Genomic DNA, 16,594 nt, shown 5'->3' with positions numbered 1-16,594 from the left:
CGCGGGCACCCGGACATGGCACAGACTGGCACGATGGCCGTGATCCGTTGTGACTTCTTCTCCGACGTGCTGGAGCTCGGCACCTCGATGACCGTCCTGTTGCCGCAGTCCCCGAGCGCGCAGATCGGCCTCGCGGGCCACGGCGGCGACGCGCCGCCGCCCGTGCTGTATCTGCTGCACGGTCTCAGCGACGACGACACCGCCTGGACCCGGTACACCTCGATCGAGCGGTACGCGGCGGCCCGCGGTCTCGCGGTCGTCATGCCGCAGGTGCACCGCAGCTTCTACACCGACGAGGCGCACGGCGGCCGGTTCTGGACGTTCCTGTCGCAGGAACTGCCCGCCGTGGTGTCGGGGTTCTTCCGGGTCTCCACCCAGCGTGCGGACACGTTCGTCGCCGGTCTGTCGATGGGCGGGTACGGGGCGTTCAAGTGGGCGTTGCGCCAGCCGGACCGGTTCGCCGCGGCGGCCAGTCTCTCCGGCGCGCTCGACGTCGCGTCCATCTACCGGCAGCCGTACACGAACGAGGTGGCGGCCCGGGTCTTCGGTGACCGCCCGGTCGCCGGCACGGACGACGACCTCCTGCACGTGCTCACCACTGTGGACCCGGCCCGCGTGCCCCGGTTGATGGTGCGCTGCGGCACCGAGGACCACCTGGTGGAGCAGAACCACCGGTTCGTGGCCGCCTGCGGTGAGCGCGGCGTGCCGCTGGAGGTGGAGTTCGGGCCGGGCGCGCACGAGTGGTCGTACTGGGATGCGCAGATTCAGGCCGTGCTGGACTGGCTGCCGGTCGGGGTCTGAGCCCCGCTACTGCAACCGGCTCGCCATCAGGGCCTGTTCTTCCAGCACCTCGTTGATCCGGGCCTGGACGGCGTCCATCTGACCGATCGTCTCGCTCGTGGTCAGGATGCCCGCGGAGACGGTCTTGGCGCTCTGCTGGATGCCGGTGACCTGTTCGGCGACCCGCTGGGTGGCCTCCGCGGTCTCCCGGGCGAGGTCCTTGACCTCGCCCGCGACCACCGCGAAGCCACGACCCACCTCGCCGGCCCGGGCCGCCTCGATGGTGGCGTTGAGGGCCAGCAGGTTCGTCTGGTCCGCGATCGATGAAATGATCTTGATGACGTCGCCGATCGCCGCGGACGCCCGGCCCAGCGCCTCGACCTCCTGGGTCATCGCGGACGCGCGGCCCACGGCCTCCTCCGCCACCCGGGTGGCGTCGTCGCTGGCGGCGCGCAGCCGGGACACCGTGTCGAGCAGCGCGCCGGCGTTGTCGGTGGCCTGCTCGGTGCCGCGGACGATGTCCAGCCGCTGGGAGACCAGCTGTTCCACGTTGCGCAGGGCGGACGCCCGGGACTCCGTGAGGTCGATCAGCTCGGTGGTGAAGAAGTCCATCGTGCCGATGATCCGGCCGTGCCGGTGGATCGGCAGGCAGACCCCGGAACGGACCCCGGCGCGCTGCGCCGCGGGCGCCCGCACACAGTCCGTCAGGTCGGCCAGGTCGCGGACGAACACCAGGTCATCGGTACGCCAGGCCCGCCCGGACAGGCCGACCCCCTCGGCGAACGTGGCGGCGAGGGTGACCTTGCGGAACTCCTCCCCGGCCGAGCCGGACTCGAACCGGAACCGCAGCACCGCGTCGTCGTCGTCGATCTCCCAGTACGAGCCGTACGCCCAGCCGAAGGCGGAACGCACGCTGTCGAGCGCGGTGCGCAGCGCCGTGGCCGAGTCGTGGACGTCGCCGAGCGCGCTGACCACGTTGGTCACCGCGTACCGGTCGCTGGCGGCCTGACGCAGCTCGGCGTTGGCCAGCGCGGACTGGCGGGCCTGCTCGGCGATGCGGGCGATGGCGGACCACTTGTCCGTGCGGGCGGCGTCGACGTTGAGCAGTTCGGGGGAGTAGTACTCGAACACCGCGACGACCTCGTTGTTGCGCAGCACCGGGGTGACCACCGCGGACCGCATGCCGACCCGGGCGGCGGCCTGGCAGCGCAGGCAGTCGACGTACCCCTCGAGGTTGTCGACGTAGTGCGGCTGCCGCGTCCGGTACGCCCGCCCGACCAGTCCGGCATCCGCCGGCATGGCGTGGGCGGCGACCGCGGCCTGCAGGTCGGCCGCGATGGCGCCCTGCTCGTACTCCAGGGTGACCGTGCCGCGGCCGTCGGAGAGCCAGACGGCGCCGTACCCGAAGTCCTGGGCCTCGACCGTGCTGTCGACCGTGATCCGCCAGGTCGACGCCTCGTCGGTCGCCTGGTCGAGATCGAGGATGAGCTTTTCGAGGTTTTCGACGTCGCGGGGGATGCGCATGGGCTGGCCCGGCGCGGCCATTGCGGACCGAAAGACGCTCACGGCCGCTCCTGTGGGTGGGTGTCCGGCGATGATCCCCATCATCCGGCAGCACCCGCCCCGTTGGTGCGGCTTTGGTCCAGTTCGATGCTATTCGCCGTCGCGGGACTGTTCGGCGAGGAACCGTTCCAGTTCCGCGCCCAGCTCCTCCGCGGTCGGCAGCGGCTCGCCCGAGCCGGCCAGCAGGTTGCCGGAGCGGCCCCGCACGAACGCGTCGTACTGCTGTTCCAACGCGGCGACCAGGCGGCTGGCCTGCTCGTCCTCGCCGACCTGCTTGTCGATCTCCTCGCGGACCAGCGCGGCCGCCTCGCGCAGCTGCCCGGTCGGCAGCGCCAGCCCCGTGCTGGCCGACACCGAGTCCAGCAGCAGCTCCGCCGCCGCGGGATAGCTGGTCTGCGCGAGGTAGTGCGGGACGTGCGCGGCGTAGCCCATGGCATCGTGCCCGGATTCGCCGAGGCGGAACTCCAGCAGGTTGCCGACGCTGGCCGGCACCTGCACCCGTTGCAGCCACGACTCGTGGTCGCCGATCAGGCGCTGATCCGTGGCATGCGCGGTCACCCCGACCGGCCGGGTGTGCGGCACGGCCATCGGGATCGCGTTGAGACCGACCGTGACCCGGACCCCGAGGCGTTCCACGAGCTCGGTCACGGCGGTGATGAAACGTTCCCATTGCAGGTCCGGCTCCGGGCCGGCCAGCAGCAGGAACGGGGTGCCGAGCCGGTCGTGGAGCAGGTGCAGGGCCAGGCTGGGCTGCTCGTAGCTCTCCCAGTGGTCCTCGACGAAGACCATCGTGGGGCGTCGCGAACGGTAGTCGAGCAGCTGATCCAGGTCGAAGGTGGCGACCACCTGGCCGTCGAGGTGCTCCAGCAGGTGTTCGCGGGTCAGCTGGATCGCGCTGCCGGCATCGACGAACCCGGTGAGCGCCTGGACCAGCACCGGACCGTCCAGGCCGGGCAGGTCGTCTGCCAACTCGTAGAGACCCTGTGGGTCGAGCACGCTGCTGACCTCCTCATGACGCGCCGTGACGGATATTGGGCAGCAACACCGTCGCCCGCGCGTTCATTCCTGCCGCCGGTCGCGGCAGCTCGCGTGCCGATCCTGCCGCACGGGCGCCCGCCCCGGGTGGGCGGGCGCCCGCGGCGTCGGTCACACCCGGAACTGTTCCACCAGGCGGTGCAGGTCACCGGCGAGGCGGGACAGCTCCTCGGCCGTACGGTTGGCCTCGCCCGCCCCGTCCGTGGTGCTCTGGGCGTCGCCGGCCACCCCGGTCATCGTCTCGGTGATGGCCGCGGCCCCGGCCGCCGCACCCGCCACGTTGCGCCCGATCTCGCTCGTGGTGGCGGTCTGCTCCTCCACCGCGGACGCGATCGTGTCCGAGTACATGTTGATCCGCTCGATCACGTCCGCGATCTCCCCGATCGCGCTGACCGCGGCACCGGTGTCGGTCTGGATTGCCTGGATCCGGCTGGAGATCTCCTCCGTGGCCTTCGCGGTCTCCTGCGCCAGGTCCTTGACCTCGGAGGCCACCACGGCGAAGCCCTTGCCCATCTCACCGGCCCGGGCCGCCTCGATCGTCGCGTTCAGCGCCAGCAGGTTCGTCTGTTCCGCGATCGAGGTGATCACCTTGACGATGTCGCCCACCTCGGCGGAGGACACGCCCAGCTTGGCCATCGTGGTGTTCGCGGCCTTCGCCACCTGCACCGCGTCCCGGGCGATCCCGGCCGCATCGGTGGCGCTGCCCGCGATCTCGCGGATCGACGCGGTCATCTCCTCCGCGGCCACGGCGACCGTGTCCACGTTGGTCGACACCTCGACGGCCGCGGCCGACACCTGCTCGGCACGGGAACTGGTCTGCCCCGCGTTGGCCGCCATCTGCGCGCTGACCGTGGCCATCTGCTGGGCCGTACCGGCCAGGCTCTGACTGCTGCCGCCGATCTGGGCGATCGTCGCGCGCAGCGTCTGGGTGGCACGGTCCAGCTCGGCGCCCATGAGGCCCACCTCGTCGCGGCTGTCCACATCGGCGGTCCTGGTCAGGTCGCCGTCCGCGACGGCCCGGATCACCTGCGACAGCCGGCGGACCCGGGCGGCGAGGCCACGCGCCACGAGCACGCCGAAGATCGCCGCCATGGTCAGCCCGACCACCAGCACCGAGATCGTCACCGTGCGTGCGGTGGCGTACCGCGAGCGCGCGGCCGCGGCGTCCGCGCTGGCCTGCTCGCTCTCCCCGGCGATGAGGTCGGTCAGGTAGGCGCTCGCCGTGGCCGCGGCCGGGGCGAGGATGTTGTCGCCGATCTGCTCCACGTCGGGGGCGGCGAGGCGCCGACTGGCGGGGACGAACTGCTTGTCCCGTACGGTGCGGTACTCCTGCCAGGCGGTCACCAGCCGGTCCAGATGACGGGGATTCACCGTGACCTTGCGGTACGCGGCCACGTCCCGGTCGAACGACGCGTCGAGCTTCTTGGTCTCCTGCTCGTACCGGGTCTTGGCCGAGGGCGAGGAGGTGAGTCCGTGGTTGAACACCGCGGTACGGGTGGCGCTGATGTCCACCGCGATCTGCTCGAGCTGCTGGGTGGGCACGACGCTGCCGGTGTAGAGCCCGTCGGCGGTCCGGCTCAGGCCCGCCATCTGCAGGATGGCGAAGGTGCCGACGCCTGCCCCGACGAGCGACAGCACCGTGACGATCAACAGGATCTTGGTGTACATGGGCAGGTTGCGGATCCACCGGGCCGCCCCGCCGTGCACGTCGACGGCCTTCAAGCGTGGGGGAATCAAGTGGTGACCTCGCGATCGGCTGCGAATGGTTGTCGAGTCACCATCGGCGGCGGAAACGTCAGACTGAGGCGCACCCGAGCGTGGCCTGCGTCATGCGGCGTCAGCGAGTGGTCAGCGTCGCCTGTGCCAACCGGCTCTCCGTCAGCCGCTCGCCGAGCTGCTCGGCCGACAGCGGCCGGGAGAAGTGGTAGCCCTGGGCGAAGCGGTACCCCAGCCGGTGCAGCGTGTCCGCCTGCTCGGCGGTCTCCACACCCTCGGCGATCGCCTGCAGGTGCAGGCCGTTGGTGATCTGGATCATCGCGGTGGCGATGACCGCCTCCTCCGAACGCCCGCCGATGCCGTCCACGAACGACTTGTCCACCTTGAGGGTGTCCGCTGGGCAGGTACGCAGCAGACCGAGCGAGGAGTGGCCCGTGCCGAAGTCGTCGAGCGCCACCTTCACGCCGAGCGTCACCAGCATCTGCAGGGCGTCGAGCGCCACGCCGCCGTCGAAGACCGCGGTCTCGGTGACCTCGACGACCAGCCGCTCCGGATCGAAGCCGGTCTCGGCCAGCGCGTCGCGCACCGTCTCGGCGTAGCCCGGCTCGCGCAGCTGACGCGCGGAGACGTTCACGCCGATCTCGTGCGGCGCGTCGTCGCCGAACTGCTCGATCCAGGCCATCGCCTGGCGCAGCGCGGTACGCAGAATCCAGTCGCCCAGCGGCACGATCAGTCCGGTGCGTTCGGCGATCGGGATGAACTTGTCCGGCCCGACGAAACCGCGCACCGGGCTGGTCCAGCGCACCAGGGTCTCCACCCCGGTCCACTTGCCGTCGGGCAGCCGCACGATGGGCTGGTAGACCAGGGAGAACTCGCCACGGTCCAGGGCCTGGCGCAGCTCGGCACCCAGCTGCGCGTCGGCGGCCTGGTGCTGCTCCAGCTCGGCGTCGTACACGGCGTGGCGGCCCTTGCCGCGTTCCTTGGCCGCGTACATGGCGAGGTCGGCGCGGCGCAGCAGTTCCTGCGGGCTGGCGTCGGGCCACGCCTCGGCCAGGCCGACGCTGGCGCGTACCAGCAGGTCGTAGCCGAGCGCGTGCACGGGACGGTTCAGCGCCTCGGTGATGCGGGCCAGCACCTCGGTCGCCTCGTCGCCGCGCAGCCCGTGCAGGAGCAGGCCGAATTCGTCGCCGCCGAGGCGGGCGACCACGTCGTCCACCCGTACGCATTCGCGCAGCCGCTGGGCCACCACGACGAGCATGGCGTCGCCGACCGCATGGCCGAGCCGGTCGTTGATCGCCTTGAAGTCGTCCAGGTCGATGAGCGCCAGGCTGAGCGTGGAGTCCTCGCCGCCCGTGGTGGCCACCGTGGCCAGCGCGTCCCGGGTGTGCTGCTCGAACAGCGCCCGGTTGGCCAGGTCGGTGAGGCCGTCGTGGGTGGCCCGGTGGGTCAGCTGCTGCTGGTACTGGTTGAGCTGTTCCAGGTTGGTGTCGAGCCGGCGCAGCAGGCGGCCGTTCTCCCGCAGCGCATTGACCTGGCGGAACACGACCAGGGCGGTGAGACAGACCGCGGCCAGCGCGACCATCAGCGCACCGTCCCCGGCCGCGTTGCTGATCACCAGCAGCAGGCCGTCGGTCGCCGCGACCGCCAGGTACGGCAGCACGCCGAACCGGCGCCGGGGCCGCGCGACCGGCGGCATCCCCGCGGCACGCCGCTGCCGGTCGGCGGCGAACGCCATGAACAGCAGCGTGGCGGGCGTGAACATCTGCGAGCCGCGCAGGCCCGGCGGCAGGTCGACGAAGAGGGGGAACAGTCCCGCACCGAACGCACCCACCGCGGTCGCGGTGGCCAGCAGGCGGACCGTGACCCGGTCCAGGCCGCCCAGGTCGCTCATGGCCAGCTTGCCGACCGCGGCCACGCCGACGAGGCCGAGCGTGGCCAGCACGACGACCGGCAGGGCGTCGCTTCCGGCCAGCGAGGCGCTGACCGCGTGGCGGGTGAGGTACCAGGTGAACAGGCCGACCGTGACCGTGACCGTCAGGGCGTCGAGCGAGTACCGCAGCAGCCGCTCTTTGCGCTCGTGCCGGATCACCGGCAACTGCAGCATCGCCCACAGCAGAACGGCCATCGACAGGCAGTACAGGATCGCGGTGGGCAGGTCGTGCTGCGCGCCGGAGCCGGCCGGGTGCACCGCGGCATGCCGCACGTCGCCCGCGGCGCCGAGGCCGATCAGCACGGCCGCCAGAATCTGCAGGCGCCAGAAGCGGCGGGCGACGGCGCCCAGCTCGGGACCGGTGGCGGTACGCCAGCAGACCACGGCGGCGGCCGCCGCGGCGGCCACGGACGGTACCCAGTTCCAGAACAGGGGCGTCCACGGCTCGGCGAGGTTGACCAGGAACAGCGCGATCGCGGCGAGGACCACGGCGCCGGCCATGACCAGCGCGGGAGTCGGCCGCAGCCGCTCCACCTGCCGTCCTTCGACCGTCATGCCCTGTCGCCCTCCGGGTGTACGCCACGGCACCGTCGTGCCCGTCGGCCTGGCTTATCGGTCGCCGGTCCAATGGTCTGAGCAGAACCCGGGGTAGCGCCGTCGGTGCTGGTCAGCGCAATGATCGGATCCGGTGTTCGTGCACGTGCATCTGCACGGCACAATGAAGCGCAGATCCCTTCCTCCTTCCCTCCGGAGCGATCTGGTGAGTGACCGCACGCAGTCCCCGCCCGAGACGACCGCCCCGCCCGCCGACGACCCGCCTGGCCGGCAGCCCGAGACCGCCGGGCCACCCGGCACGCTGTGGGCGCGGATGAAGGCCGACCCCGAGTACGCCCCGGAGCACCTCGCGCTGGAGGCGGTGCGCCGCCTGGGGCCGCAGGCCCGCTCCTGGGCCGCGCGTCTCCGGTCCGAACGGCCGGATCTCGGCCCGGACGCCATGGCCCAGCTCGCCATCCGCCGCTTCACGCACCAGGCCCGGCTCTCCGGCGCGATCTCCGGCGCCGTCGGGCTGCCCGGCGCGGTCGTCGACGTGGGCCTGCTCGCCTGGACGCAGGCCCGCATGGTGCTGCATGTCGCCGCGGCCCACGGCCTCGATCCGACCCATCCGGCCCGGGCCACCGACCTGTTGCTGCTGCAGCGGGTGCACCGGATCGCCGAGTCGGCCCGGCTGGCCCTCGGGGTGGCCGCCGGGCGGGAACGGGCCAGCCGGATCTTCGAGGGCGTGACCGACCGGCCGCTGACCGGCGCCATCCTGCGGCTGGGGGCGAAACTGGCCCAGATGGCGGGCGTCAAGGCGACCAAGCGGATGTTCGTGAAGATCATCCCCGGGGCCGGCGTGATCCTGGGTACCTGGGCGAACTCGACGGCCACCACCCGGCTCGCGCGGCGGGCCCGCGAGCATTATTCCCAAGGTCACTAAAGTGGGCCGGTGCGGCGTCCGATCTGAACCGGGTAACACTCCGATCGGCGGGAGGCGCCGTGCGACCCAGGAACTGGGCGGTGCTGCCCTTGGCGCTCGCCCTGCTGGCCGGCTGCGGCAGTGCGTCAAGCCTGCTGACGCCGACCGCGGGCGTGCCCTCCACGACCCCGCCGTCCGGCGGTCCGCCCTGGATCAGGGTGGCCCAGGGCCGTCCCACGCCGGCGCCGGGACCGAGCTACACCGCCCCGACGCCCAGCCCCGCACCGACCGGCTTCCTCCCGTTGCCGTCCGCGACGACCCCGGTGCCCACCAACGGCCCGAGCTGCGAGGCGAAGACCTACAACTTCTCCCGCATCGACGCCCTCGAGGTCACGACCGGGACCACCGACGCCGTGGCCACCTGGTACAACATCGGCGGATACAACCTGGTCGGGTTCCGGCTCACCGCGATCAGTCATGACCTCGTGGTCGGCCATCAGCACGACTACGGCATCGTCTGGGTCCAGCCCGCCGCGCCGTGCGGCCGGATGAGCGGACGCATCACCGGCCTCAAACCCAAGACCGGGTACGTGTTCTCCGTCGACGCCGTCGTCCAGCGGCGCAGCGGCGACGGCAACCACGAGGCCACCGTCTACCGCTCACACGTCATCCGGACCAAGTAGGGCACGACCTCCCCGGGCGCGTCGCAGCATCAGGCTGCGCCAGCCCGGCAGGTGGGCGCGGGCCGCGGTCGCACCGGCGGCGCGCGTCTCTAAGCTTCCCGGCATGGAGGCCATCGTCGACACGGTCGTGCTCGTGACGATCAGCGTGCTCGGCGCGGCGCTGGCCCGGCGGTTCGGGCTGATCGCGCCGCTGGTGCTGCTGGTGGCGGGGCTGGCCCTGTCGTTCGTGCCCGGTGTTCCGACGGTGCACCTGGAGCCGGAGCTGGTGCTGCTCGGCATCCTCCCGCCGCTGCTGTACGTGGCGGCGCTGCGCACCTCGGTTCCCGCGTTCACCGACGCGCTGCGCCCGATCCTGCTGCTGGCCGTGGGTCTCGTGGTGGTGAGCGCGTTCGCGGTCGGCGCCGTGGTGCACCTGCTGCTGCCCGAGGTGCCGTTCGCGGCGTGCCTGGCGCTGGGCGCGGTGGTCGCCCCGCCGGACGCGGTGTCGGCGACCGCGGTCGCCCGCCGGGTCGGGTTGCCCCGGCGGGTGGTCACCATCCTGGACGGCGAGAGCCTGCTCAACGACGCCAGCGCCCTGGTGCTGCTGCGGATCTCGGTGGGCGCGCTGCTCGGTACGGCGGCCGGCTTCTGGGAGATCGCCGGGCAGGTCGTGCTGAAGGGCGGCGGCGGGCTGCTGATCGGCCTGCTGGCGGCGATCTGGGCGGCGTGGCTGCACCGCCGCATCGAGGACCCGCTGCTCGACGACGCGCTGTCGGTGCTGACCCCGTTCGTGGTGGTGATCGTGGCCGAGTGGCTGCACACCTCCAGCGTGGTCGCGGTCGTGGTGGCGGGGCTGTACCTGGGCCACCGGATCCCGTACCTGCTGTCGGCCACGTCCCGGCTGCAGATGGAGGCGGTGTGGCGGCTGCTGACGTTCCTGCTCGAAGGGGTCGTGTTCCTGCTGGTGGGTCTGCAGCTGCGGGAGCTGGTCGCGGGACTGGAGACCTCCCCCGCCACCACGGCCGCGGTCACCGGCGCCGTGTTCGCCACGGTCGTGGTGGTCCGCTTCGCCTGGATGTACCCGGCGACGTATCTGGCGCGGCTGGTGCCGCGGGTACGCGCCCGGGAACAGCGGCCCGCCCCCGCGGTGCCCGCGGTGGTGGCGTGGGCCGGGATGCGCGGCGTGGTCACGCTGGCCGCGGCGCTGACGCTGACCGGATATCCGAGCCTGCCGGGCGAGCTGTTCGTGTTCGTGGCGTTCGCGGTCATCGTGTTGACCCTGCTGGTGCACGGGACCACCCTGCCGTGGCTGTCGCGGCGCCTCGGGGTGGTGGAGGACACCAGCGTGCAGGACGCCCTGGCCGAGGCCGGGGTGCAGCACGCGGCCAGCCGGGCGGCGCTGGCCGCGCTGGAGCAGAACGCGGACGGTGCCCCGCCCGCGGTGGTGGAACGGTTGCGGGCGCTCACCGACAGCCGGGCCAACGTGGCCTGGGAGCGGCTCGGCAACCAGGCACAGGAGACACCCTCGGCAGCGTACGGTCGGTTGCGGCGCAAGATGATCGCGGCGGAGCGGCACGTCTTCAAGGTGGCCCGCAACGAGGGCCGCATCCCCGAGGAGGTGCTGACCCGCGCCCAACGCGAGCTCGACCTGGAGGAGTCCTACTTGACCCGGAGTGACGACGAGTGACCTGCCAGCATCTGAAGGAGGCCGGGGAGCCCGCCCCCCGGACGGCGTACGAGGACGGCTGCCCGGCGTGCGTCGCGGGCGGCTTCACCGACTGGGTGCACCTGCGGGAGTGCCTGAGCTGCGGTGCGGTGGCCTGCTGCGATTCGTCGCCGCGGCGGCACATGTCCGCGCACCACGACGAGACCGGTCACCCGGTGATGCGCTCGTACGAGCCGGGGGAGACGTGGCGGTGGTGCTTCGAGGACGAACTGCTCGGCTGAGCTACGCGGTCGGCCGCGGAGACCGGGCCTCCCGGGCGGGCGGGATGGTGACGCCCGCGGCCAGCACGCTCTCGGCCTCCCGGGCGACCCGCCGCGCGTCGTGATCCTGGGCCGCCTCGTACACCTCGGCGGTGCGGGCGGCGATCCGCGGCCAGGCGAAGTCCTCGCGGGCCCGGCGCCGGGCCCGCCGGGCCAGCGAGCGCGCGTACTCGCGGTCGGCCAGGACCGCACCGACCGCCGCGGCCAGCGCCCCGGGGTCGCCCGGCGGGAACGCCACCCCGCTGGCGCCCGGCTCGACGATCTCGGCGAGACCGCCCGTGTCGGCCACCGCGACCGGGGTCCCCGCCGCGGCGGCCTCCAACGCCACCATCCCGAACGGCTCGTACAGGCTGGGCACCACGTAGCAGTCGGACGCGCCCATCAGCGCCGCCAGCTCGTGCCCGCCGAGGAACCCGGTGAAGGTCACCCCCGGCTGCCCGGCCGCCTGCGCCCGCAGCTCGTCGGAGTACGGACCCTCGCCCGCGACCACCACCCGCAGCCCGGGGTGGCGTTCCCGCAACTGCGGTACCGCGGCCAGGAGGAACTGCACCCCCTTCTCGTAGACCAACCGGCCCGCGTAGCTGACCAGGGCGGCGTCGCCGTCCGCGTACCGGCGCCGGGCCGCCGCCACCGCCCGGGGCCGAGCATGCCAGCGCAGCGCGTCGACGCCGTTGGGCACCACCTCGATGCGTTCCGGCGGCATGGCGAACAGCCGCCCCACCTCCCGGCGCATGTACTCCGAGCAGACGACGACCCGGACCGCCTCGTGGGCCAGCCAGCGTTCGAGGTCGTCGATGGTGCGGTTGTGTGCGGCGGGCAGCCACCCCTGGTGCCGCCCCGATTCGGTGGCGTGGATCGTGGCGACCAGCGGCACGTCCAGGTGCTCGCGCAGGGTGACCCCCGGGTGCGCGGCCAGCCAGTCGTGGGCGTGCACCACGTCGTAGCCGCCGGTACGGGTGGCCCGCAGGGCGGCCCGGGTCAGGGCGTGACCGAACCCCAGCGCCCAGGCCAGCGGGTCGCCGGAGTCCGCCACGACCGGCGGCGCGTCCTCGGGGGCCCGCACGACGCGTACCCCCTCGGTGTACTCCTCGCGCAGCGCGCCCGGGGTGTGGCGGGTGACGACCGTGACCTCGTGTCCGGTGGCGGCCAGTGTGGTGGCCAGGGCGTGCACGTGCCGCCCGAGGCCGCCCACGAGCAGCGGCGGGTATTCCCAGCTGAGCATCAGGACGCGGGTCACCGGCAGTGCTCCCGCACCCGCAGCGCCTCGGCCACCGCGCGGGCGGAGAACGGGCGTCCGGTGGCCCGGTGTGGCGCGTCGCCGTGGGCGCTCTCGCTCACCGAACCGATGCCGTGCTCGTGCATGTGCGCCTCCAGTCCACTCAGCAGACCCTCGGTCGGGCGGCCGGTCGCGGCGCAGGCGTCCGCGTACGGGCCGATCAGCCAGGGCCGGACGGTGCCCTGGTGGACGGCGGTGTGGTGCTGATCCGTGCCCTGGTAGCCGTACTCGGTGGGGGCCAGGGTGCGCAGACCCAGCGGGGTCAGCAGGGCGCCGCCGATCGCCCGGACGGCCACCGCGCCCGCGCCGTCCGCCCGGGCCAGCGGGGCGTACGGCAGGGACCAGGCCAGCAACTGGTGCGGGCGCAGCGTCGGGTCGTCGTGGTGCGCCCCGCCACCGAGCGGGTACGCGGTGGCGGGGCCGTCGACCACGTCGTACAGCCAGCCTTCGGGGGCCGGGAAGCGGGCGGCGAAGGACGCGTGGGCGCGGGCGTGCCGGGCGCGCAGCCCGGTGGTGTCGCGCCCGGCCAGGTCGTACAGGCCGGCGAGGGCGGCCAGTGCGTTGACCCACAGCGCGTTGACCTCGACCGTCTTGCCGGTTCGCGGTACGGCGGAGTCCACGCTGGCCGCAGCCGCCGGGGTGCGGCCGTCGGCGGCGGTCCCGGCGGTGACCCCGACGCGCACCAACTGGTCGTCGGGGTCGACGTGCAGCTGGCCGCGGCCGTCGAGATGGGCGCGCAGCAACCTGCCCAGCCCGGTGGCCAGCTCCGCGGCGAGGTCGGTGTCCCCGGTCCGGCTGACGTGCCGGTCGACCGCGTGTACCAGCCACAGTGGCGCGTCAGCGCCCGCAGGCGGTGGCGAGGACCGTGGGGCGCCGCAGGACCGGAGCTCGGCCGTCGGGGCGCTGCGGGCCGCCCGTACCGCGGCGCGGGTGCGTACCGTGAGCAGGTCGCGGCCCTCGTCGGCGCGGCCGCCGCCGAGGAACAGGCCCTCGTACGCGGTCATCGTGTCGTCCAGGTGGCTGCTGGCCCACGGGTATCCGGCGATCACGTCGGGGCCGTCCGGCCGGTGGATCACGAACGCGTCGGCGGCCAGCGCCAGTGCGCCCGCGTACCCGTCGGCGGCTGCGGCGATCAGCCGCCGCGCCCGCCGGTGGGCGGCGGCGACGACCGTGGCGGCGGGTGGCGGCGGCCGGGTCAGCTCGCCCGCCCATGCGGAGATCTCCATGACACCGCCGGGGGTCACCCGTTCGAGGAAGGTCCCCGCGAACCACAGGTCCTCGACCGCGTCGTCGGCGCGGGTGCGCGCCCCCACATGCCACGTGCCGCCGGGTTGCCAGCCGGGCCCGGCGAGCCGGTAGGCGTCCGCCACCACGACCCCGTCGGCCACCTGCGCGATGCCGGGGGTGCCGGGGGTGGCGCACATCACGGCGACCGCCAGGCTGACCGGCTCCGGCGCGGCCACCACCCGGTGCACGACCGCCAGGCCCGGCTGCCCGTGTGCCATCGCGAGTTCGCGTTCGACGACCACCTCGCCGATCCGCCACCGCCACCGCGGCAGGCCGTCGGCCAGCGTGAACGTCTCCAGGTGGCGGTGCCCCGCGGGGGAGACGGCGCCGGAGGCCCACTCGTGGGTGAACAGCGGCACCGGCGTACCCGAGGGAAGGGTGACGGTGAGATCCAGCGCCGCGAGCCCCGCCCGCCGCGTCCCGGTCGCCGGGTCCGCGACCACCAGCAGGGCGTGCTCCCGGCGGGTCCGCAGCCCCGCGACCGTGCCCGCGGCGAAGCCGCCCAGCCCGTCGGCCACCAGCCATTCGCGTCCCGCACCCGCGGTGTCGGCCAGCGAGCCGCACACCTGGGGTCCGAAGCGGACGGGCCGGGTCATCGCCGGGCGGGCCCGGCGCCGCGCGGACGCGGTGGTGGTGGCTCGGTCAGCGGCACGGTCACCCTTATGCTCGAATGTGGATCCCGCAGGAGGTATCTGCGGGTAACCGGGCAGTCGCGCAGACGTTATCAGCCCAATCGGTGAGAATGGCCGCAGACGCGGCCGCGGGCCTGACGGTCGAGGGTGGGAGACGACATGCAGGTGTGGCCGGGTCACCGGTATCCGCTGGGCGCGACGTACGACGGGACGGGTACGAATTTCGCGATCTTCTCCGAGGTCGCCGAGGCCGTCGAGTTGTGCCTGTTCGACCCGTCCGGCAACGAGCGCAAGGTCCAGTTGCACGAGCAGGACGCGTTCGTCTGGCACGCCTACCTGCCCGGCATCGAGCCGGGCCAGCGCTACGGCTACCGGGTGTACGGCCCGTACGACCCGGCGCGGGGGCTGCGATGCAATCCGCACAAGCTGCTGCTGGACCCGTACGCGCGGGCGATCGACTCGGACATCGACTGGCATCCGTCGCTGTACGCGTACGACTTCGACAGCCCGGACCAGATGTCGGATCTGGACTCGGCCCCGCACATGGCCAAGGGCGTGGTGGTCAACCCGTACTTCGACTGGGGCAACGACCGGCGCCCGGGCATCCCGTACCACCACTCGGTGATCTACGAGACGCATGTGAAGGGGCTGACCCAGCGGCATCCGGAGGTGCCGCGGGAGCTGCGCGGCACGTACGCCGCACTGGGCCACCCGGCGATCATCGAGCATCTCAAGGGCCTCGGGGTCACCGCGGTGGAGTTGATGCCGGTGCACCAGTTCGTGCACGACAACCGGCTGGTGGACCTGGGACTGCGCAACTACTGGGGGTACAACACCCTGGGGTTCTTCGCGCCGTATCACGGGTATTCGGCGATGGGGGCGCTGGGCCAGCAGACCCAGGAGTTCCGGGGCATGGTGAAGGCCCTGCACGCCGCGGGGATGGAGGTGATCCTCGACGTCGTGTACAACCACACCGCCGAGGGCAATCACCTGGGCCCGACGATGAGCCTCAAGGGCATCGACAACCGCACCTACTACCGGCTGGTCGACGACCAGCCGGTTTTTTACATGGACTACACCGGTACGGGTAACAGCCTTAACGTGCGCAGCCCGCAGAGCCTCCAGCTGATCATGGATTCGCTGCGCTACTGGGTGACCGAGATGCACGTCGACGGCTTCCGCTTCGACCTCGCCTCCACCCTGGCCCGCGAGTTCTACGACGTGGACCGGCTGTCCACGTTCTTCGAGGTGGTGCAGCAGGACCCGGTGGTCGGGCAGGTGAAGCTCATCGCCGAGCCGTGGGACGTCGGCCCCGGCGGCTACCAGGTGGGCAACTTCCCGCCGAACTGGACGGAGTGGAACGGCAAGTACCGCGACACCGTGCGCGACTTCTGGCGCGGCGAACCGGCCACCCTGGCGGAGTTCGCCAGCCGGATCACCGGCTCGGCCGACCTGTACCAGGACGACGGGCGCAAACCCTTCCACTCGATCAACTTCGTCACCGCGCACGACGGCTTCACCCTCGCCGACCTGGTGTCGTACAACGACAAGCACAACGAGGCCAACGGTGAGGAGAACCGGGACGGGGAGAGCCACAACCGGTCCTGGAACTGCGGGGTGGAGGGCCCCACCGACGACCGGGCCGTGCTGGAGCTGCGGGCCCGGCAGCGACGCAACTTCCTGGCCACCCTGATGCTCAGCCAGGGCGTTCCGATGATCTCGCACGGCGACGAGATGGGCCGCACCCAGCAGGGCAACAACAACGCGTACTGCCAGGACAACGAGCTGGCCTGGGTCGACTGGGACAACGCCGACGAGCAGCTGCTGGACTTCACCCGCAAGCTGACCGCGTTCCGCCACCGGCACCAGGTGTTCCGCCGCCGCCGGTTCTTCACCGGCCTGCCGGTCACCGCCCGCGGCGGGGGCGACCCGTTGCAGGACCTCGCCTGGTTCACCCCGGACGGCCGGGAGATGACCGGCGACGACTGGGGCAACGACTTCGGCCGGGCCGTGGCGCTGTTCGTCAACGGCGAAGGCATCCGCGAACGCGGCCAGTACGGCCAGCGCCACGTCGACTCGTCGTTCCTGCTGTTCTTCAACGCCCACGACGCGCCGATCGAGTTCTCCACCCCGCCCATCGACTACGGCGAGAAGTGGGAGGTCGTCATCGACACCGCCGCACCGTCCCCGCACCGGCACCCGATCGTGGAGGCCGGCTCCAAGATCCTCGTCCCGGACCGGTCCCTGATGGTGCTGGACCGGACGGTCTGA

General features: G+C 72.6%; 12 protein-coding genes. 6 read left to right on the top strand and 6 right to left on the bottom strand.

The features are described from left to right. Positions 1–33 precede the first annotated feature (33 nt). Positions 34–801 (top strand): alpha/beta hydrolase, encoded by a 768-nt coding sequence (locus tag ACMCNO_RS24670; protein ID WP_412751816.1) that lies wholly within the window; start codon positions 34–36, stop codon positions 799–801. 6 nt (positions 802–807) lie between these two features. On the opposite strand, the gene ACMCNO_RS24665 is transcribed toward ACMCNO_RS24670, so the two are convergent. From ACMCNO_RS24665 to ACMCNO_RS24650, 4 genes are all read right to left on the bottom strand, one after another. Continuing rightward, positions 808–2,346: a GAF domain-containing protein gene (locus ACMCNO_RS24665; protein WP_412751815.1), complete on the bottom strand. Its 1,539-nt coding sequence runs from the start codon at positions 2,344–2,346 to the stop codon at positions 808–810. Positions 2,347–2,433: 87 nt separating this feature from the next. Continuing rightward, a complete protein-coding gene (locus ACMCNO_RS24660) occupies positions 2,434–3,339 on the bottom strand; it encodes a proteasome assembly chaperone family protein (protein WP_412751814.1) in 906 nt (301 codons plus the stop codon). 150 nt (positions 3,340–3,489) lie between these two features. Continuing rightward, positions 3,490–5,115: a methyl-accepting chemotaxis protein gene (locus tag ACMCNO_RS24655; protein WP_412751813.1), complete on the bottom strand. Its 1,626-nt coding sequence runs from the start codon at positions 5,113–5,115 to the stop codon at positions 3,490–3,492. 100 nt (positions 5,116–5,215) lie between these two features. After that, positions 5,216–7,579, bottom strand: coding sequence for a putative bifunctional diguanylate cyclase/phosphodiesterase (locus tag ACMCNO_RS24650; protein WP_412751812.1), 2,364 nt, complete (start codon positions 7,577–7,579; stop codon positions 5,216–5,218). 205 nt (positions 7,580–7,784) lie between these two features. On the opposite strand from ACMCNO_RS24650, the gene ACMCNO_RS24645 reads away from it, so the two are divergent. The 4 genes from ACMCNO_RS24645 (at position 7,785) to ACMCNO_RS24630 (ending at position 11,089) form a co-directional block, all read left to right on the top strand. Continuing rightward, complete coding sequence (locus tag ACMCNO_RS24645; protein ID WP_412751811.1) at positions 7,785–8,501, top strand: EcsC family protein; 717 nt, start codon at positions 7,785–7,787, stop codon at positions 8,499–8,501. 59 nt (positions 8,502–8,560) lie between these two features. Then, entirely contained in the window at positions 8,561–9,163 is a 603-nt protein-coding gene (locus ACMCNO_RS24640) for a hypothetical protein (RefSeq protein WP_412751810.1), read from the top strand. Between the two features lie 103 nt (positions 9,164–9,266). Next, positions 9,267–10,829 (top strand): Na+/H+ antiporter, encoded by a 1,563-nt coding sequence (locus tag ACMCNO_RS24635; RefSeq protein WP_412751809.1) that lies wholly within the window; start codon positions 9,267–9,269, stop codon positions 10,827–10,829. Then, the gene (locus ACMCNO_RS24630; RefSeq protein WP_412751808.1) at positions 10,826–11,089 is read left to right on the top strand and encodes a UBP-type zinc finger domain-containing protein; all 264 of its coding nucleotides are present in this window, start codon (positions 10,826–10,828) and stop codon (positions 11,087–11,089) included. Before ACMCNO_RS24635 ends, ACMCNO_RS24630 begins: the two co-directional genes overlap by 4 nt. A gap of 1 nt (position 11,090) precedes the next feature. Here the strand turns inward: ACMCNO_RS24630 and ACMCNO_RS24625 are convergent, their stop codons facing one another. Continuing rightward, complete coding sequence (locus tag ACMCNO_RS24625) at positions 11,091–12,365, bottom strand: glycosyltransferase family 4 protein (RefSeq protein ID WP_412751807.1); 1,275 nt, start codon at positions 12,363–12,365, stop codon at positions 11,091–11,093. Beyond that, entirely contained in the window at positions 12,362–14,287 is a 1,926-nt protein-coding gene (locus tag ACMCNO_RS24620; RefSeq protein ID WP_412751806.1) for an amylo-alpha-1,6-glucosidase, read from the bottom strand. The genes ACMCNO_RS24625 and ACMCNO_RS24620 overlap by 4 nt, the downstream gene beginning before the upstream one ends. Before the next feature lie 195 nt (positions 14,288–14,482). Here ACMCNO_RS24620 and glgX point away from each other — a divergent pair, with 195 nt between their 5' ends. Further along, the gene (glgX, locus tag ACMCNO_RS24615; protein WP_412751805.1) at positions 14,483–16,594 is read left to right on the top strand and encodes a glycogen debranching protein GlgX; all 2,112 of its coding nucleotides are present in this window, start codon (positions 14,483–14,485) and stop codon (positions 16,592–16,594) included.

It is taken from the genome of Krasilnikovia sp. M28-CT-15 (assembly GCF_047159595.1).
In the GTDB taxonomy this organism is placed as follows: domain Bacteria; phylum Actinomycetota; class Actinomycetes; order Mycobacteriales; family Micromonosporaceae; genus Actinoplanes.
Note: the sequence above shows the minus strand (reverse complement) of the source record. Positions and strands in the feature narration are given on the sequence as shown.

What these genes read in the sequence shown, in the direction of transcription:
- glgX (WP_412751805.1), top strand. Translation starts at nt 14,483, where the DNA reads ATGCAGGTGTGGCCGGGTCACCGGTATCCGCTGGGCGCGACGTACGAC.
- ACMCNO_RS24620 (WP_412751806.1), bottom strand. Translation starts at nt 14,287, where the DNA reads ATGACCCGGCCCGTCCGCTTCGGACCCCAGGTGTGCGGCTCGCTGGCC.
- ACMCNO_RS24635 (WP_412751809.1), top strand. Translation starts at nt 9,267, where the DNA reads ATGGAGGCCATCGTCGACACGGTCGTGCTCGTGACGATCAGCGTGCTC.
- ACMCNO_RS24650 (WP_412751812.1), bottom strand. Translation starts at nt 7,579, where the DNA reads ATGACGGTCGAAGGACGGCAGGTGGAGCGGCTGCGGCCGACTCCCGCG.
- ACMCNO_RS24670 (WP_412751816.1), top strand. Translation starts at nt 34, where the DNA reads ATGGCCGTGATCCGTTGTGACTTCTTCTCCGACGTGCTGGAGCTCGGC.